General features: G+C 33.3%; 18 protein-coding genes. 5 read left to right on the forward strand and 13 right to left on the reverse strand.

Features of this window, described 5'->3' with window-relative positions; genetic code table 11:
- Positions 1-4 precede the first annotated feature (4 nt).
- Complete coding sequence (locus V6246_RS08750; RefSeq protein WP_341560706.1) at positions 5-727, reverse strand: polyprenol monophosphomannose synthase; 723 nt, start codon at positions 725-727, stop codon at positions 5-7.
- 118 nt (positions 728-845) lie between these two features.
- On the opposite strand from V6246_RS08750, the gene V6246_RS08755 reads away from it, so the two are divergent.
- Together V6246_RS08755 and V6246_RS08760 are read left to right on the forward strand one after the other, a co-directional pair.
- Entirely contained in the window at positions 846-1493 is a 648-nt protein-coding gene (locus V6246_RS08755; RefSeq protein ID WP_341560047.1) for a DUF4271 domain-containing protein, read from the forward strand.
- 23 nt (positions 1494-1516) lie between these two features.
- Positions 1517-2266, forward strand: coding sequence for a uroporphyrinogen-III synthase (locus V6246_RS08760; RefSeq protein WP_042496453.1), 750 nt, complete (start codon positions 1517-1519; stop codon positions 2264-2266).
- A gap of 84 nt (positions 2267-2350) precedes the next feature.
- Here V6246_RS08760 and V6246_RS08765 read toward each other — a convergent pair whose 3' ends face one another.
- From V6246_RS08765 to V6246_RS08775, 3 genes are all read right to left on the reverse strand, one after another.
- A complete protein-coding gene (locus V6246_RS08765; protein ID WP_341560048.1) occupies positions 2351-3955 on the reverse strand; it encodes a S41 family peptidase in 1605 nt (534 codons plus the stop codon).
- The gene (locus V6246_RS08770) at positions 3952-4386 is read right to left on the reverse strand and encodes a deoxycytidylate deaminase (RefSeq protein ID WP_042496452.1); all 435 of its coding nucleotides are present in this window, start codon (positions 4384-4386) and stop codon (positions 3952-3954) included. The genes V6246_RS08765 and V6246_RS08770 overlap by 4 nt, the downstream gene beginning before the upstream one ends.
- A 244-nt stretch (positions 4387-4630) precedes the next feature.
- Positions 4631-5221: a HupE/UreJ family protein gene (locus tag V6246_RS08775; RefSeq protein WP_042496450.1), complete on the reverse strand. Its 591-nt coding sequence runs from the start codon at positions 5219-5221 to the stop codon at positions 4631-4633.
- Between the two features lie 248 nt (positions 5222-5469).
- Here V6246_RS08775 and V6246_RS08780 point away from each other — a divergent pair, with 248 nt between their 5' ends.
- Both V6246_RS08780 and V6246_RS08785 read left to right on the forward strand, forming a co-directional pair.
- On the forward strand, positions 5470-5988 hold the full coding sequence (locus tag V6246_RS08780) for a hypothetical protein (RefSeq protein WP_341560049.1): 519 nt from the start codon (positions 5470-5472) through the stop codon (positions 5986-5988).
- 126 nt (positions 5989-6114) lie between these two features.
- Positions 6115-8205 carry a M13 family metallopeptidase gene (locus tag V6246_RS08785; protein WP_341560050.1) on the forward strand — a complete coding sequence of 697 codons (2091 nt, stop codon included), beginning with the start codon at positions 6115-6117 and terminating at the stop codon, positions 8203-8205.
- Positions 8206-8279: 74 nt separating this feature from the next.
- Here V6246_RS08785 and V6246_RS08790 read toward each other — a convergent pair whose 3' ends face one another.
- The gene (locus tag V6246_RS08790) at positions 8280-8993 is read right to left on the reverse strand and encodes a hypothetical protein (protein ID WP_341560051.1); all 714 of its coding nucleotides are present in this window, start codon (positions 8991-8993) and stop codon (positions 8280-8282) included.
- A 75-nt stretch (positions 8994-9068) separates the two neighbouring features.
- Positions 9069-11369 carry a M28 family peptidase gene (locus V6246_RS08795; protein WP_341560052.1) on the reverse strand — a complete coding sequence of 767 codons (2301 nt, stop codon included), beginning with the start codon at positions 11367-11369 and terminating at the stop codon, positions 9069-9071.
- 132 nt (positions 11370-11501) lie between these two features.
- Here V6246_RS08795 and V6246_RS08800 point away from each other — a divergent pair, with 132 nt between their 5' ends.
- Positions 11502-11969 carry a CBS domain-containing protein gene (locus V6246_RS08800; protein WP_042502489.1) on the forward strand — a complete coding sequence of 156 codons (468 nt, stop codon included), beginning with the start codon at positions 11502-11504 and terminating at the stop codon, positions 11967-11969.
- Between the two features lie 5 nt (positions 11970-11974).
- Here the strand turns inward: V6246_RS08800 and V6246_RS08805 are convergent, their stop codons facing one another.
- From V6246_RS08805 to V6246_RS08835, 7 genes are all read right to left on the reverse strand, one after another.
- Positions 11975-12685, reverse strand: a complete 711-nt coding sequence (locus tag V6246_RS08805; RefSeq protein ID WP_341560053.1) for a hypothetical protein — start codon at positions 12683-12685, stop codon at positions 11975-11977.
- 7 nt (positions 12686-12692) lie between these two features.
- Positions 12693-13043 (reverse strand): hypothetical protein, encoded by a 351-nt coding sequence (locus tag V6246_RS08810; RefSeq protein WP_341560054.1) that lies wholly within the window; start codon positions 13041-13043, stop codon positions 12693-12695.
- A gap of 67 nt (positions 13044-13110) precedes the next feature.
- On the reverse strand, positions 13111-13605 hold the full coding sequence (locus tag V6246_RS08815) for a hypothetical protein (protein WP_341560055.1): 495 nt from the start codon (positions 13603-13605) through the stop codon (positions 13111-13113).
- A 35-nt stretch (positions 13606-13640) separates the two neighbouring features.
- Positions 13641-14087 carry a GNAT family N-acetyltransferase gene (locus V6246_RS08820; RefSeq protein ID WP_341560056.1) on the reverse strand — a complete coding sequence of 149 codons (447 nt, stop codon included), beginning with the start codon at positions 14085-14087 and terminating at the stop codon, positions 13641-13643.
- Between the two features lie 144 nt (positions 14088-14231).
- Complete coding sequence (locus tag V6246_RS08825; RefSeq protein WP_341560057.1) at positions 14232-15155, reverse strand: septum formation inhibitor Maf; 924 nt, start codon at positions 15153-15155, stop codon at positions 14232-14234.
- Between the two features lie 74 nt (positions 15156-15229).
- Positions 15230-15616: a VOC family protein gene (locus V6246_RS08830; protein ID WP_341560058.1), complete on the reverse strand. Its 387-nt coding sequence runs from the start codon at positions 15614-15616 to the stop codon at positions 15230-15232.
- Between the two features lie 103 nt (positions 15617-15719).
- Positions 15720-16874, reverse strand: coding sequence for an alpha/beta fold hydrolase (locus V6246_RS08835; protein ID WP_341560059.1), 1155 nt, complete (start codon positions 16872-16874; stop codon positions 15720-15722).
- Between the last annotated feature and the right edge of the window lie 54 nt (positions 16875-16928).

Raw genomic sequence — 16928 nt, forward strand, 5'->3', positions numbered from 1 at the left:
TTTCCTATTTTTTAAATAGACTTTTTAGTTTCATTGTAATAACTCCAAAAATAGCTTCGGAAATAATGCCGCCGCTTAATTTAGAAACTCCTTTTGTTCTATCTGTAAAAATCACAGGGACTTCAATAATTTTAAATTGCTTTAAATAAGCTTTAAATTTCATTTCAATTTGAAAGGCGTACCCAATAAATTTAATGGTGTTTAAATCTATAGCTTCTAGCACCTCGCGCTTGTAACACACAAAACCAGCAGTGGTATCATGAATTTGCATTCCGGTGATAATACGCACGTATTTAGACGCACCGTAAGACATTAGCACACGATTCATGGGCCAATTTACGACATTTACACCTGTTTTGTAGCGTGAACCTATAGATACTCCCGCACCTTCTTCCGCGCAAGCGTTGTATAATTTTATTAAATCGGTTGGATTATGTGAAAAATCGGCATCCATTTCAAAAATATAATCATATTTTTTATGGATAGCCCATCTAAAACCATGAATATAAGCGGTACCAAGGCCCGATTTCTCTTTTCTAACTTCCAAAAACAATCGATTAGTAAATACACCCTGAAGTTCCTTAACCTTTAAAGGTGTTAGATCTGGCGAATTATCATCAACAACGAGTACATGAATGTCATCAGACTGAGCAAACACCGCTGTAATAATAGCTTCTATATTTTCTATTTCGTTATATGTTGGTATAATTACAACACTACCCTTCATCATTCTCCTTTTGAAAGCCTACAATTTTTTAGCAAATGTACATTTTTTAAAATACGGGTTCTTTAAAAATTCCTTAATATTTTAGCTGTTTTACTAATAATTATAATAATTTTATACCGTGATTAGAGCTATTCCATCAAACGAACTATTTACCATACTTTTAATTATAGGTATGGCGGTTATTGCTATAGCAAAACTTACTGCGCCTAAACGTTTTACAGACTTCACTTTTGTGGTAATAAACTCTAAGTATCTTAATATTTATGCTCGAGATCAGAAGTTTTTCGACAAGTTTGATGCTCTACTATTTGGAAACTTAATTCTATCGGCATCTGTGTTTAGCTACATTATTTATAAACACACGTATAACATTACCGATGTTTCTATTAATTTAATGTTTAAAATAGCCGTTGGCATATCGGTTTTTATATTAATAAAGGTACTTTTAGAACGCCTTTTAGGTAGTATTTTCTCTATAGATGGGCTCGTAGACCAGTATGTATTTCAAAAAATTAGTTACAAAAACTTTTTAGGTGTTATTTTACTACCCATAAATGCCCTTTTACTTTTTACTTTATCGCCAACAACACAAGTAATATACGGCTTTATTGGCTTGCTTGTTTTAGTTAATTTAATCGGGCTAATAACCTCATTTAAAAGACATCAAAATTTAATAAAAAACAACTTGTTTTATTTTATTTTGTATCTTTGCGCACTTGAAATCGCACCTTATCTATTTTTATATAAGGTTTTGGCTTCAAAATAACAGAATAAAAACTGATTGCGCTTATGAAAGTGAAAACCATTTTAGTATCTCAACCAGAACCTAAAATAGAAAACTCACCTTACTTCGATTTAGAAGAAAAACAAAAGGTGAAAATAGATTTCCGTCCTTTTATTCATGTTGAAGGGGTTTCTGCCAAGGAGATTAGACATCAAAAAATAGATTTAGGCCAGTACACAGCCATTATATTAACAAGTAGAAATGCAGTAGATCACTTTTTTAGAGTGGCCGATGAAATGCGTTTTAAAGTTCCTGATAGTCTTAAATATTTCTGCCAATCGGAAGCCGTTGCTTATTATTTACAAAAATATGTGGTTTATAGAAAACGTAAAATTTATGTTGGAAAACGTACGTTCGCAGAACTTTCTCCACTTATTAAAAAATATAAAGACGAAAAATTCTTGTTACCAACTACCGATAAAGTTAAACCAGAAGTACCAGATACTTTAGATGCTTTAGGTGTACAATGGAAACAAGCTACGTTTTACAAAACTGTTGTTAGTGATTTAACAGATTTAGCTGATGTACTTTACGATATACTTGTATTTTTCAGTCCATCGGGAATAGAGTCTTTATTTCAAAACTTTCCAGATTTTAAACAAAACGATACTCGTATCGCTGTATTTGGAAACACTACAATTAAAGCAGTAGAAGAAAAAGGTTTACGTGTAGATATTGCTGCGCCAACACCAGAAACACCTTCTATGACTATGGCTTTACAGAAATACATTGATAAAGTAAACAAAGGAAAATAAAAATACCTTTTTTAGATGATAACAAAAACGCCCGATTTAATTAAATCGGGCGTTTTTAGTTTTATATAGTAATCTAAATAGTAGTTATTCCTTAACAACTAAACCTTCATCACTTAGTTTAATAACCTCTTCGATCATGGTATCACTCTTGTTAAAGATTTCATCAAATGCACCATCTCCAAATAATTGATCGCCTAGAGTTGCTTTAATAAACTGCTTTATTTCTTTTTGATAAGCTACAAAAGTAATCGCGGTATCTGTTCTTAAATTTAAATAATCTTGAAAGGCAAAAACCATATCGTCTCCCACCTCAAAAGCATCTATAAAATCACGACGCGAAATTGTATCATATTTATGACGATCTTTTTCAAGCTCTTCAAACACAAAATACCCCATAAAACCACGACGCTGTAAAAACGTTAGTGTTTCATTCTGCATACTTGTATCTATAGGCACAAAAACATCTGGAATAATACCACCACCACCGTAAACTACCTTTCCGCCAGGTGTTGTAAACTTTAGCGAATCGGCTACTTGTATTTTTTCAGAATCTAAAAGCTCACCACTTTCAAGACGCTCAAAATAATCATCGTAATAATCTTTATTTCCATTTTTATATGGTCTTTGTATAGAACGTCCGGTTGGTGTATAATAACGAGATACTGTTAAACGTACGGCACTACCATCACCCAATTCCATTTCACGTTGCACTAAACCTTTACCGTAAGAACGTCGCCCTACAATAGTTCCTTTATCGTTATCCTGAATAGCACCCGCAACAATTTCACTAGCAGAAGCAGAGTTCTCATCAATTAACACATAAATTTTACCATCCTCAAAATCACCTTCATCTGTGGCAAAACTTTTGTTTATTTGGCCGCGTCTATTTTTAGTGAATAAAATAAGTTTATCTTCTTCTAAAAACTCGTCTACAATTTTATTTGCAGTATCTAGAAAACCACCAGGATTATCGCGTAAATCCAAAGCAATTTCAATGGCTCCGGCTTCAATTAATTTATCTAAACCTGTTTTAAACTCATCGTAAGTGGTTTCCGCAAAGCGATTCACCTTAATATAACCTAGTTTCTTGGTTAGCATATAAGCCGCATCTACACTTTTAATTGGAATAAGATCGCGCTTTACAGTAATATCCAAAAGTTCCGGCTCACCTTTTCTAAAAACCTTAAGTTTTACATCGGTATCAATACGGCCTTTTAGTTTTTTAACCATATCATTTTCACGAAGTTTACTTCCGTAAAGCGTGTCGCCATCGGCCATCACAATTCTATCACCACCTTTAATACCAGCTTTTTCACTCGGCCCGCCTTCAATAGAACGAATAACGGCAATGGAATCTTTATACGGGTAAAAACTAACGCCAATACCCACAAAATCACCTTTCATGTTCTCGGCAACACCTTCCATTTCTTCCTTAGGAATATACACCGAGTGCGGATCTAAATTTTCTAAAATTCCGTTTACGGTAACGTCAACAATACTATCGGTATTTATATCATCTACGTAATCGTAATCGATATAATCAATAAGCCTATTAAGTTTTTCCTTTTTACTGTTTTTCGTAAAAACACGATCCGAAGACCCCGAAAAACTCAACTTTCCACCAATAAAAATACCCGCAGCAATAGCTACGCCTAAAATCAATGGCAAATATTTTTTTTGATAGGTCATTCTGCTGTTAAATCAACTATTTGTTCGAGTTCAATTCCTGCTTTTTCAAGAAACCTTAAACCCGAATCATCTTTATAAGAATCGTGATAAACCACCTTTACAACACCCGCTTGGTGTATTAATTTACTACATTCCTTACATGGCGACATGGTGATATAAAGTGTTGCACCTTTGCACGATTGCGTAGAAGCTGCAACCTTTAAAATCGCATTGGCCTCGGCATGCAAAACATACCATTTTGTGTATCCTTCATCATCTTCACAAAAATTCTCAAAACCAGACGGTGTTCCATTGTAACCATCCGAAATAATCATACGGTCCTTTACAATTATCGCCCCAACTTGTCGGCGTTTACAATACGATAATTTACCCCATTCTTTCGCAATGCGCAAATAGGCCTTATCATATTTTTGTTGTTTATTTTTTGGCATCAATTCGTTTTAATTATGGCGTTACCCTCATTTTAAATCTCAGGCATTAACCCAAATACAATAGGCTCATTCGGGTCGGGCTTTCCGCTATATCTTTTTCTATTCATTCTCCTGCTTAGGCAGTCGAATTCATAAAAAAAGGATGCCGCATCAATCCCTAACGCAAAACTGTCTGTTCGATTAAACGAATATAGTTCGATTGTATTTTAATTACAACCTCCGTAAGTTAAAGTTTTATCAAAAATTAAGATAAAAAGTCGCTGTTTAGTATCATCGGAATCACTAAACCAACCACAATAGACGAAATAACCATAACCCAGTCGCGTTTAGAAAATCTAAAAATAGTTTGCACCAAATACCCCAAGAACAACACAATAAAAACAATAATTATTTGTGCTAACTCTATACCTAAGGCAAATTCTAAAAGCAATAAAATTTTATTATCGTTGCTTCCTAAAAGCATTTTAAACTCGCGAGCAAAACCTAAACCATGTATTAAACCAAAGAAAAGTGTGGTTAAAAACAATATACCTACCTTTTCTTTTTGAGCTCCTTTACCGGCTGTAAACACATTAAAAAGTGCCGCAACCATAATAGTAACAGGTATTAAAAACTCTACAATAGCACCGTTTACAGTAATTACGCCATAAGCAGCCATTACTAAAGATAAGGTATGCCCTAAAGTAAACATTGTAACTAATAAAAGCACGCGTTTCCAGTCTCTAAACAAGTAAGGAACCGTTAGAACAATTAAAAATAAAACATGATCGTAGGCATTTATATCAAGTACGTGATTGACACCATACTCCACGTTGAACCAAAAATTTTCTAACATATTAATTTCAATTTAGGGATTTCACCAAGTTTATGAAGCTTTCTAAGCTTTAAAACATATTTGGCATTGCATCAAAGATACAATTAATTACAATTATTTTAAAAACACTTTATTTTTTTACAAATCAAGTGTTTATGGCTATTACCTAACTAAAACACAACAAAATATAGTGCCATTTCGTTCTACTTATTACCAAACACATTGCGGATTAGTATATATTTGTAACCTATCTTTTTAATTGAATTATAATGACGTTTAAAATTTTAATCACTCTAAGTATTCTGCTTTCATTTTCGGCGTGTAAAAAAACACAAGACACTGAGGTTGAAATCGAAATTGAAGAAACCACCTCTCAAAACCTTTCAGAAAAAAACATAGCACAACTTAAGTATGTGGAGTACGCCTTAGATGTTAAAACAGAAAAAGCTATTGAAGATTGGGCAGAGTATTTTCAATTAGAAACTCATATTAATAATGTAAAAAAAGGAGATTTAGGTTTTTTCTATGATAATGAGAAAAACATAAAAACACTTTTACGCGATTTAAAAAAAGATATCCCAGAAGCCGTGAATAGCGATGCTACACTAGCTAGAATTTCGGCCTTAGAAACACATCTTTACAAACTAAAAAGCTTATCCAACTTAGAATCTACAAGCAAAGACGAACTGCTTTTAACTATAAAAGATTTCTTAATATCATTTTCTAACTTCAACTTTCAAATGAATCAAAAAATTGAAGCCGATGGTATTAACATAGCTAAACCATAGAACCTTCTTTTTAATCTCATTTTCATTTTTAGACAAATCCGCTTCTATAAAGTAGAATTTATATGTATTTTAGCGCATAAGATTACATCTTAACACTAAAACTCACTATAAACCTAAAAATTGAAAATGAAACCTAATTACCTATCCCTATTAAGTGGGCTTGCTTTTCTTTCTGTTGTCGCTTGTAAAACCGACGAAAAAAAAGAAGCTCTAGCTCAAGTTGAAACTGTACCAGGAATTAACCTAGAATTCATGGATACCACAACCACACCTAACGACGATTTCTTTAGATACGTTAACGGAAAATGGTTAGATAACAACGAAATCCCATCAGACAGAACACGTTGGGGAAGTTTTGACGAACTTAGACAAAAAACTGACGATGATGCGCTTACTATTTTAAAAGCAGCATTATCGACAGATAAAGATTTAAAGAAAACCGAAATTGTTGCAGGCTCCGATCAAGATAAAGCGGTAAAATTATACCAAACTATAATGGATACTATTGCTAGAGATAAGCAAGGTATAGAACCATTAAAACCTTACTTAGCAAAAATTGATGCTATAGAAAACATTCAAGACTTACAAGATTACATTATAGAAATGGAATCTAAAAGTGGTTCTGGTTTTGTTGGTTTTTACGTAGGTGCTCACCCAAAAGACAGCAACAAAAATGTTGGTTACATAGGTGGTGGCAGCTTAGGTTTGCCAGATCGTGATTACTACATTAACGACGATGAAAACTCCAAAGAAATTAGAACTAAATACTTAGCACATATTTCTAAAATGTTACAACATTTAGGAAAAACAGAAGAAAAAGCAAACTCTGAAGCTTTACAAATTTTAGATTTCGAAACACGTTTAGCACAATCGAAAATGGATAAAGTGGAGCGTCGTGATGCACGTAAACGCTTTAACCCAAGATCTATTGCCGATTTACAAAACATGGTACCCGCAATAAACTGGGATGCTTATTTTAAAGGTATTGGTGTAAAATCTATCGATACTGTAATTGTTGGCGAAGTAAAGTATTTTGATGCCTTACAAGGTATTTTAAAAGAAAACAACGTAGCAGATTGGAAAGCTTATTTACGCTGGAACAGCTTTAATGATGCTGCCGGATTATTAAGCACAGATTTAGCTAAAGCGAACTGGGAATTCTATAGTAAAGAACTTCGTGGTGCTAAGGCTCAAAAACCTTTAAACGAACGCGCTTTAGGAACTGTAAACAATACTGTTGGTGAAGCTCTAGGTAAACTATATGTAGAAAACTACTTTCCGCCAGAAGCAAAGGCAAAGGCAGAACGTATGATAAAAAACGTAATTCTTGCTTTTCAAAACAGAATTTCGAATGTATCATGGATGACTGAAGAAACAAAAGAAAAAGCCATTGAAAAACTTCTAGCTCTAAAAGTAAAAATTGCTTACCCTGATCAATGGAAAGATTACGCAGAATTACAAATTGAAGGTCCTCAAGAAAACGGATCGTACTTACAAAACATACTTAACGTTAGAGCTTGGAATCATAAAAAAACCATTGAAGAGCTATCTAAACCAGTAGATAAAAGCGAATGGGGTATGGCTCCACAAGTGGTTAACGCTTATTTTAACCCACCTTACAACGAAATTGTTTTTCCTGCTGCTATTTTACAACCACCATTTTACAATTTTACTGCAGATGATGCTGTAAACTACGGAGGTATTGGAGCTGTAATTGGTCATGAAATTTCACACTGTTTTGATGATTCTGGATCTCGTTATGATAAAAACGGAAACCTAAACAACTGGTGGACCGATGAAGATTTAAAACAATTTGAAGCTTTAGGAAAAAATTTAGCCGATCAATATAGTGCTATTGAAGTTTTACCTGATGTACATATTAACGGTGCTTTTACACTTGGTGAAAACATTGGAGATTTAGGTGGTGTAAATGCTGCTTATGATGCTTTACAAATGGATTTGGAAGCTAACGGAAGGCCAGAACCTATTGATGGTTTTACACCAGAACAACGCTTTTTTATGAGTTGGGCAACCGTTTGGAGAAGCAAGATGAGAGACGATGCTTTAAAGACAAGAATAAAAACAGATCCGCATTCTCCTGGAATGAACAGAGCTGTACAACCTTTACTTAACATCGATGCGTTTTATAGCGCTTTTGATATTAAAGCTGGAGACAACATGTATATTGAACCAGAAAATCGTGTAAAAATCTGGTAATAACATATAATTAATAAAAACAAAAAAGGCGTTTTCTATATTTAGAAAACGCCTTTTTCAATACTATACTATTCTTATTTTTTATCCTGAGCAGCCTGAGCTTGCATCACTTGCTTTTGTCTTAACAACTCTGTTTTAGTAAGCTGTACTAAATTAAAGTTAGGCGCTTCTTTTAAAATACTATCTAAAATATCTACAGCTGGATCGATATTTGCTTTTTTATCTTTATTATAAGTTGCTAAAGCATTTAAATACATAAAAGCCGATTTTAATGGCACTTCATAAGGCGATTGTGTTTCGTAAAAAGCCTTTTTCATATCTGCTTCCGAATTGGCGATACCATAATCAATATGCTTTTGGGCCTCTGCTTGCATATTAGTTTGCATATTTAATTCTGCCAACTCATAAGCTACTAATGGGTTTTGTTCTCTTTTAAACATTTCGTTAAAATGCTCTATAGCTAATTTAGGGCGTTTTACTGCTTTTAAAGACACTGCTTTTACCTCAACTGCAATATCAGAATCGGTAGACATTTTTACAACACCAATTGTGTTTAAAGCCTGCACATATTTACCTTCACTCATATAAATGTAGGCCAATGTATCTTGGCGTGCTTCCGATGGAGACAAAACATTTAAATGTGTCATGGCATTTATAATACCTTGCACATCACCTTGCAGTCTCATTTGCTTATAATATCCTTCGTAATGTTTTAATAAATCTGAATTTGTTTGCGCTTGCATTTGAAAACCGCATGCTACAATAACAAGTAATAAAATCTTTTTCATCTATCTATATTAATTTAAAACGCTAAAACTATAAAAATTTAACATTTAAACTGTTAAAAGATTACCAATATTTTACTATTCGATAGTAATTGATTTTTTAAGAATAACAGCATCATTCAAAACAAAAGGTTTCGGAATCATATCATCAGCTCTTTTAGGAACGTTAAATTTTTCATCTTCTAATAAATTAAAAGAGGTTTCATAAATAACAAATGTTGTTTTTTGTTCCTTCGGAAGTACTAATTGTATATCCAAAGGATCTTCATCTGAAATATAATAGCTAAACAATCTATTAGTTTTACGCTTATTAAACACAAAGCCTGTTTTTTCGTTATCGCGAATAGCAACACCATTTAATTTGGCCGCATTAAAAACATTTGTCGAATCGGAAAACACCTCAATTCTGTTTGCTTTGCGTTGCGGCGTAATACAAAGTTCTACGTGTCTAAATTCGCCAATAATAGTATCATGCCCAATAACCATTTGTGGCGCTTTCAGTGATTTTACCGGTGCTTCTGTAGCATAAGTAAAACTAGTACCGTACTTACTTGCAATGGTATAATCTTTTATGGTTGTGGCGGCCATAGGATGCTCCCCTAAAAAAGGAATAGTCCATCCATCCAAAACGTTATCATAAGTCGCCCAAACTGCTTTATTTTCATCTGCATCCAAAATATAGCACAAACTGTTAGGCTTTGGGTTTCCTGGAGAAAAACCTGAATTAACATGAGCAGAAATTAAAAAGCAAACAGTTGCTAAAAGAAAACCATAAGACCATCTTTTTTTATGTTTGAAAGTAGAGAAAACCGGAATTAAAAGCCCGAATATTAAAACAACCAAAACCATGGAAGAGACCATCATTTTAAGGCCTAAACCTACAGGAAACATTTGCACAAAATTAGCCAGCAATAAAAGTACCGGCAAAGCTAAAATAGCATGACTGATAATACCTGGCTTCCTTTTTCGAAATAAAATGAATAAGCTCAAAAAACCAAAAAATAATGGCACGATTAAAAAACTAGCACCCTCTAAAACAAAGGCAACGGCAACTGAAATAATCAACCAGAAAAATAACGGAACAATAAGCAAACTCGCTGCATTTCCTTCTTTATGGATTTTGCTATACACAAAGAAACAGATTGCTAAAGACAAACAAGTAAAAGCCGCAATATAAGTATGCCCGTTATAACTAAACCCCTGAAGAATTTCGCCATATTGCGGATATATAAATTTTAAAGCCGGCCAAGCATACAAACCAATTATAGCCGAAGCGATAAGCGACACAACAAATGCAAAAAAACCTTTGCCAACATCGGCTCTTTTAAAAACCCGTGTTCTGCCTCCATAAATTAAAAGTCCAATAAACATAACAACCGCTAGAACAACCATAGGTAGTATCCATGAAAATGGGTATTTAATCATTTTTAAAACAGGCACATTAAAATACACAAAGTCTTCATCACTTTTTAAAGCACTTAAATTAGCTTCACTAAAATAATTAAGCATTGGCATTAAATAAGAGCCTTGATGCTCTAATGTTTTTCTATCTAACCGCTCGTAAGTATCCATAGCGGTATGATAATCGAAATGATCGTCTACAAAAGCAAAGTTAAAACCATCGATATCGGCATCTTCACGAAACCGCGTTAAATCGGTATCATTAGGGAGCATTTTATAAATACTATAAAACAATGAGTTACCAACAGGGTATTGCGGATTAGCTTTTACAAAGCCTTCTATTAAACCCGCATTACCTTGGTTAGTTTCAACAAGCATAATACTTGGACCACCACTTCCGCGAGCTTCAAAATTTAAAACTAAGCCTACATTTTTTGCCCATTCGTGTTGATTAACAAAAATATCGGCACCATTTAAACCTAGTTCTTCCGCATCGGAAATAAGAATGATAATATCATTTTTAGGCGTTTCATTTTTACTTAAAAAAGCACGAACACCTTCTAAAACAGTTACAACACCCGAGCCCGCATCACTTGCCCCTATTGAGGAATGTGGATTACTATCATAATGTGTTAATAGTAAAAGTGCTTTGCTATTTTCACGCCCTTTAATTCGCGCAATAATATTTTTAGGTTTTGCTAAATTACCCCAATCGCGAATGGAGTAGGCTTCTTGAATTTGAGTTTCTAAACCTAATTTTTGTAATTGAGTTTCAATATAATTACGTACGTCCAAATGTGCATCACTTCCTAAAAAATGAGGTTCTTTTGAAATTTCTTTAAGATGAACTAAAGCACGTTGTGTAGAAAAATTCTGGTTTACCTCATCTAAACTAGATATATTTTGAGGCAGTAGCGCCAAAAAACTCCAGTAAATTCCGCCAATAATAATGAGCAAAGCGACAGCCTTTTTTATCATAACAACACCTTATAAATTTATATATCTAAATATACAATTTTTATAAATGCCATTATTAGAGTTGATGTTCTTTTAGGAAAATTGGAATAAATTCCCTACATTTAGAATTACTTTAATTAAAACTAAACAACTATGGGGATAAAAAGTTTTCAAGGCGCGCGAAAGCAACAAGCTAACGTAGTCGATAGCACACCACTAAAGGTAAGTGACTATATGACAACAGATTTAATAACATTTACACCAAACCAAACCATAGAAAGCGTCATGCAAAAATTAATTACCCACCGCATTTCTGGAGGGCCGGTTGTTAATGAAAACAACGAATTGATTGGAGTAATTTCTGAAGGAGATTGTATTAAACAAATTAGCGAAAGTCGCTATTACAATATGCCTATGCAGGATAAAACTATTGAAAACCATATTACCATGAATGTGGATACTATTGATGGCAACATGAATATTTTTGATGCTGCCAACAAATTCTTATCTGCTAAACGCCGTAGATTCCCTATTGTTGAAAACGGCAAATTAGTTGGGCAAATTAGTCAAAAAGATGTTCTAAAAGCCGCAATGACTTTAAAGGGACAGAACTGGAAATAAACGCATTACAATACATTTACACGCAACAAAGCTTTTGGTTCATCTGTAACTAAAAGCTTTTGTTTTTTTGTACCTGTTAGTGTTAGTATTTTAGAGTATGAATACCCTTTTATAGGTTCGCTTAAACTTTCCCATTCCGCCATGCCTTTTACAGCAATATTTTCATCAATTTCAATAACTCCTTCCCTGTAACGCATTTGTTTATTAACACCGAACAGCCCTGTGCTTTTCTTACTGTGTTTTTTTAAATAAGCTTCTAAATTCTCTGGGGCATCTTTTCTAAATCCTGAGTTTTTGCTAAAATCTTTTACTAAATGAATGTATTTAGAATCTGCTCTTAAATTAGAAGTTTTTACAATCGCCATCTCACTTGCTGCGGAAATAAAGAAATCTTGACTTTTAACATCGTCAATAATTTTACGCCAACTCTTATCGCCTTTAACCTCAACTACAACATGATAATACACGCATTTTCTGCCGCTTAAAGGCGCAACTAAAGGCTCGCCAACATGCTTGGCCTTACCTATAATTTTTGCGTACTCGTTTCTTTTTATACTGTTTATGCTTTTTTTACGGGTCTTTTTAAACTCCCGAAGCATTCTGTTTTTTTTACTGAAATAATACGACAACAAACCTATTAGGATGATAGTCGAAAACATAAAAACAGGAATTAAAAAGTGCTTATTCTCTTGAAAAAGCGATAAAACATTATCCATAATTTAATTAACTTTCTCGTTTTACTAATGCGTAATAATCGCCTTCGAGTTCTAAATATCCTTGATCGTAAACAAAATAATATACCGTTTGTGCTTTAGTGGTATAAATACTAGTAAAGTAATTAAAATCGAAACCATACTCGATTAATTTAGCACGTGAGGTTCTCGTTTTTTTATCTGGATTTAAGGTTTCTAAAATGCGATAATTTTTCCGAAGTCTATTATTGGTGTTTCTAATTAAGTTTTTACTATCCTTATTTACCCGATTGTTATAAGCATTTCTGCAACCATCGGAACAGAATTTTTTATCAATTCTGCCAACAATTTTATCGCCACACTCTGGACATTCCTTTTGCATAGTGGTTTGTGTTTATACTTACTACATAAAGCCTTTTAGGCATCTAAATACTAAAACTGAGCTTATATTATTTTATTTTTTCGAATTCAAATTGAATTTTCATTTCACCTCCAGATACCATGGCATGCATATTATCTCCATGTTTCCAATATTTTATTTTGTTCGGAAAATCGATTGTATTGTTTTCACACATAAATTGATCTGCAGCATGAGCCACACCTTTAAACGTAACCGATTGTGTTTCTTCCGGAACTTTAACTACTAAATCCCATTGCTTACCAACTTTAACTAAACCTATGTTTTCTTGCTTAATGGTATCTCCATTTTGCATGGTAAAACCAATGCCCGAGTATTCGGTTTTACTAATTTTTTCCCAGTGTTCAAAAGTCGCTTTTCCTTCCTCTTCGTTTAAGCGTTTCCATTTCCCTAATAACCAATCGAAATTCTTAAATTCTTCAACAGTAGTTGTAGGTTTTAAATCTACTTGTACGTTTTCCTTCTTAGTTTCATTACAAGACAGAAACAAAATTGCAACACATAACACCCATACTTTTCTTATCATCTTTAAGTTTTATTGAGGTTTATACTTCCTTAGATTTATATCATTTTTTTAAAACACTTACTATCTTCAACACCCGAATATTGCCCATAATTTAGCATTAAATGATAGCCGTTTTTCTCATACAAGCCAATAGCTTCTGGTTGTTTTATTCCTGTTTCTAAAACACATTGCTTAAACCCGAGTTCTTTGGCCCATTGCTCTAACTCTGCAAGCATCATTGAAGCAACACCTTTTCCTCTACTTTCCTCAGAGGTATACATGCGTTTAATTTCCATAGTGTCTTGGCTAAATTCTTTTATAGCACCGCAGCCAAGTGGTTTTTGATTTTCTAAGGCTACAACCACATATTTAATACGATCTACTTTATTAAATTGAGCATAAAAAGCGTGATCTTCACCGTCTCTTATCGCTAAATCTTTATCTAGCAGTTTTACCAACTCAATAAAATCTGGGTTTTTAGAGTTTGTTCTTAGTATTTTCATTTTAAATTGAATTGCCTAGAGCACATACGAAGCTTGTTTACTTGCCTAATTTAACAAATAAAATTTAAATTTCGTTTCTCCACTAATAATCTTACTTTGAAGATGTTCGGTAAAACAATTATTTAGGCGCAATTCATGTAACCTCTATTTTCCCAATTGTAGTTCAGCTCTTTTAACTTCGTCGGACAACTTCTTTTGGCTCCAATATGGTTCTTGAATACTTTTTTTCAATCTTGCTTCCGTTACTAGCCCGTCTCCATTATCTTCAGTCCATGATAGTATTTTATACGGAAAGTTCTTCTCTACTTCAATAGAAACCTTTCTATCGTAACTTAGATAGGCAATGTTATAAAGTATAGTACTGTCTTGTTCTGTTTTAGTAATTTCGGCCTTTGTCGCTTCTAAATCTTTATAAGCAAAACGACTGTATATCGTTGAAAAAATGATATCAACTTTCCCTAAAGGCAACTGACCTTTATTTAAACGAATACGCGTAATAAGCTCTTCTTCTAGCATAGCTGCGGGAATGGTTTTCTCTGTATCTCCATCGGCTTCAAAATAAGAAAACTGTTTAAAACCGTAATTGCTCCCATCCAGATTAAGCTGAGTAAATGTGTGTCCGCACCATTCCTGAATGCTTGTATTTAACTTTAATGTATTTGGGTATTTTTGAAAATCTACTGGTGTAAAAGAAGAGGTTACAATAGAATAATCGTAAATACCTGTAGTAAATTTTCGAACATGGTTTAATTTCATGACCGGAACTAAATCTTCTCCGGCTTCTTTCGGGTTATCCAACTTCACTTGTTTGCTTATTGAAAAAGGTTCCGTTACAAAGACCAAAACAACTTCACCTTCGCGAATTTCTCCATATCTCGACTGTTTTAATGTGTAACTATTTAATTCTGCTGTACCGCTATACCAATACTTATTAAACTCACTGCTTCGCTGCATGGTTTTCTGTTCTTTTACAGGGGTAGTTTCAGTTGTGGTCGACTTTTTATCGGATTGACAAGCCAAGCAAGAAGAAATTGTAAGGATACAGATTACTTTTAATAGTGAGTTCATATTTTTTTTGAATTATAATAGTCCCTGTGTATGACGCTTTTTAATGAAATAAATTACAAGTAAAAGCCTTTAATTTACTGAACATCATCATTTACTTCAACCCAATATCCATTTGGATCTTGAAAGTAAACCTGCCTGATTCCATCTTTTCGTATGTAATCTTTATTTGGCGTATCGAGCCAATCGGAATACTCAATTTTCAACTCATCTAAATACAATACAAATGCGTTAAAATTAGATGTTGTTAAAGCAAAATGAACAGCCTTATTTGTTTTTATTTCAGCATCTGGAAGCGGAATAAGATGAAGTTGTTTCCCTTCACCTAAAGACAACCATCGTGTTTTAGAACCGGAAGCTGTATTCTCAATTTCTTTAAGCTGAAACAATTTTTGATAAAACGCGGTAGATTGATCTACATCTTTTACAGAAAGCGCTATATGATTGAATAAAAAAGTACTCATGTATTTAATTTTATGACACTCAAATATCGGAATTATTATCATGACAATAAAAAAATAATCTAAATTTCAATTTAAACTAGACTCACTTTAAGGGCTTTAATAACTACTTCTGCTTTATTTGCAACAACATTGTTTTTGCATTTTCATTTTCCGGATTCAATTCAATGGATTTCTCATACGCCTCAATTGCTTCTACTTTTTTATCTGATTGCAATAAAGCCTCACCATAACTATCGTAAGCATTCCAACTATCAGGAAACAGCATGATATTCAATTTAAAAATCTGTAAAGCCTTGTCTAACGCTCCACCTCTCAAAAGCGCATATGCCCATTCATTCAAATCACCTTCCGAATGTTTATTTTCTATTTCAACTTTTTTAGTTTCAATAGACAAATCAATAGCATTATCGAAAGCATTTTTCAAAAACTCCTTTTGTTTCTTCCCGTCTAAGGTTTCGGAGTACGCCTTTATAATTGTATTAATTATTAACCCTGGATTATCTTGAAAAACAGCATGACCACTTCCTTTAGCTAAAACATTTTCTACATTATCATTTTGGTCACCAAATTCTTTGTGAAGTTTTAGCCATCGACCTGAAAGTATTTCAGGGTAACCTGGAAAAGAATTTTTAGGAAAAACATTTATAATTGATATGTTTTTTGGGAATTCCATATTTCGCACATAGCGCATTGTTTCATTGAAATTCACATTTAAATAATAATCACCCGAAGGCTTTTTTATAGTACTAATATCAACATTGCGATCTCTCATTGTTAACAATTCCCCATTCCAGAAATTATTAAGCGTAACATCGATTAAAACAATAGACCTCACTTTTTGAGGGTGTTTATTTGCGTACAATAAATTATAAAGCCCGCCATAAGAATGAGAAACTAGAATAATTTCTTGGTTATAACCCAACCTTAAAAGTCCTGCTTCTAGTTCTTTTACACCGTTTTCTATTCCAAAATCAGATTCATTTTTTAAATTCGGATTTAACTCACTTGTTCCAAACCCAGACCTGTCATAAGTTATTAGTGTTGTACCTGTAACTTCATGAATGTTTTCTAATATATCACTCCAAACAGAAGCATCATTCCCTGCACCTGCTTCAAAAAGAATTGGAGTTCCTTCTCCTTTCATTATTTTGAAATGCATTTTATAACCTCCAACATCTACAAGAGTATCTAAGGTTTGAGAATGCATTGAGATTGATAACAATAAAAATATTACAAATTTAAAATAGAAATATTTCATGCAGTTTGTAGTTTACAATGTTTGGTTAGTGCTATAGTTTGCTCACTTGTATTT

The organism is Algibacter sp. TI.3.09 (assembly GCF_038154905.1).
Classification (GTDB): Bacteria; Bacteroidota; Bacteroidia; order Flavobacteriales; family Flavobacteriaceae; genus Algibacter.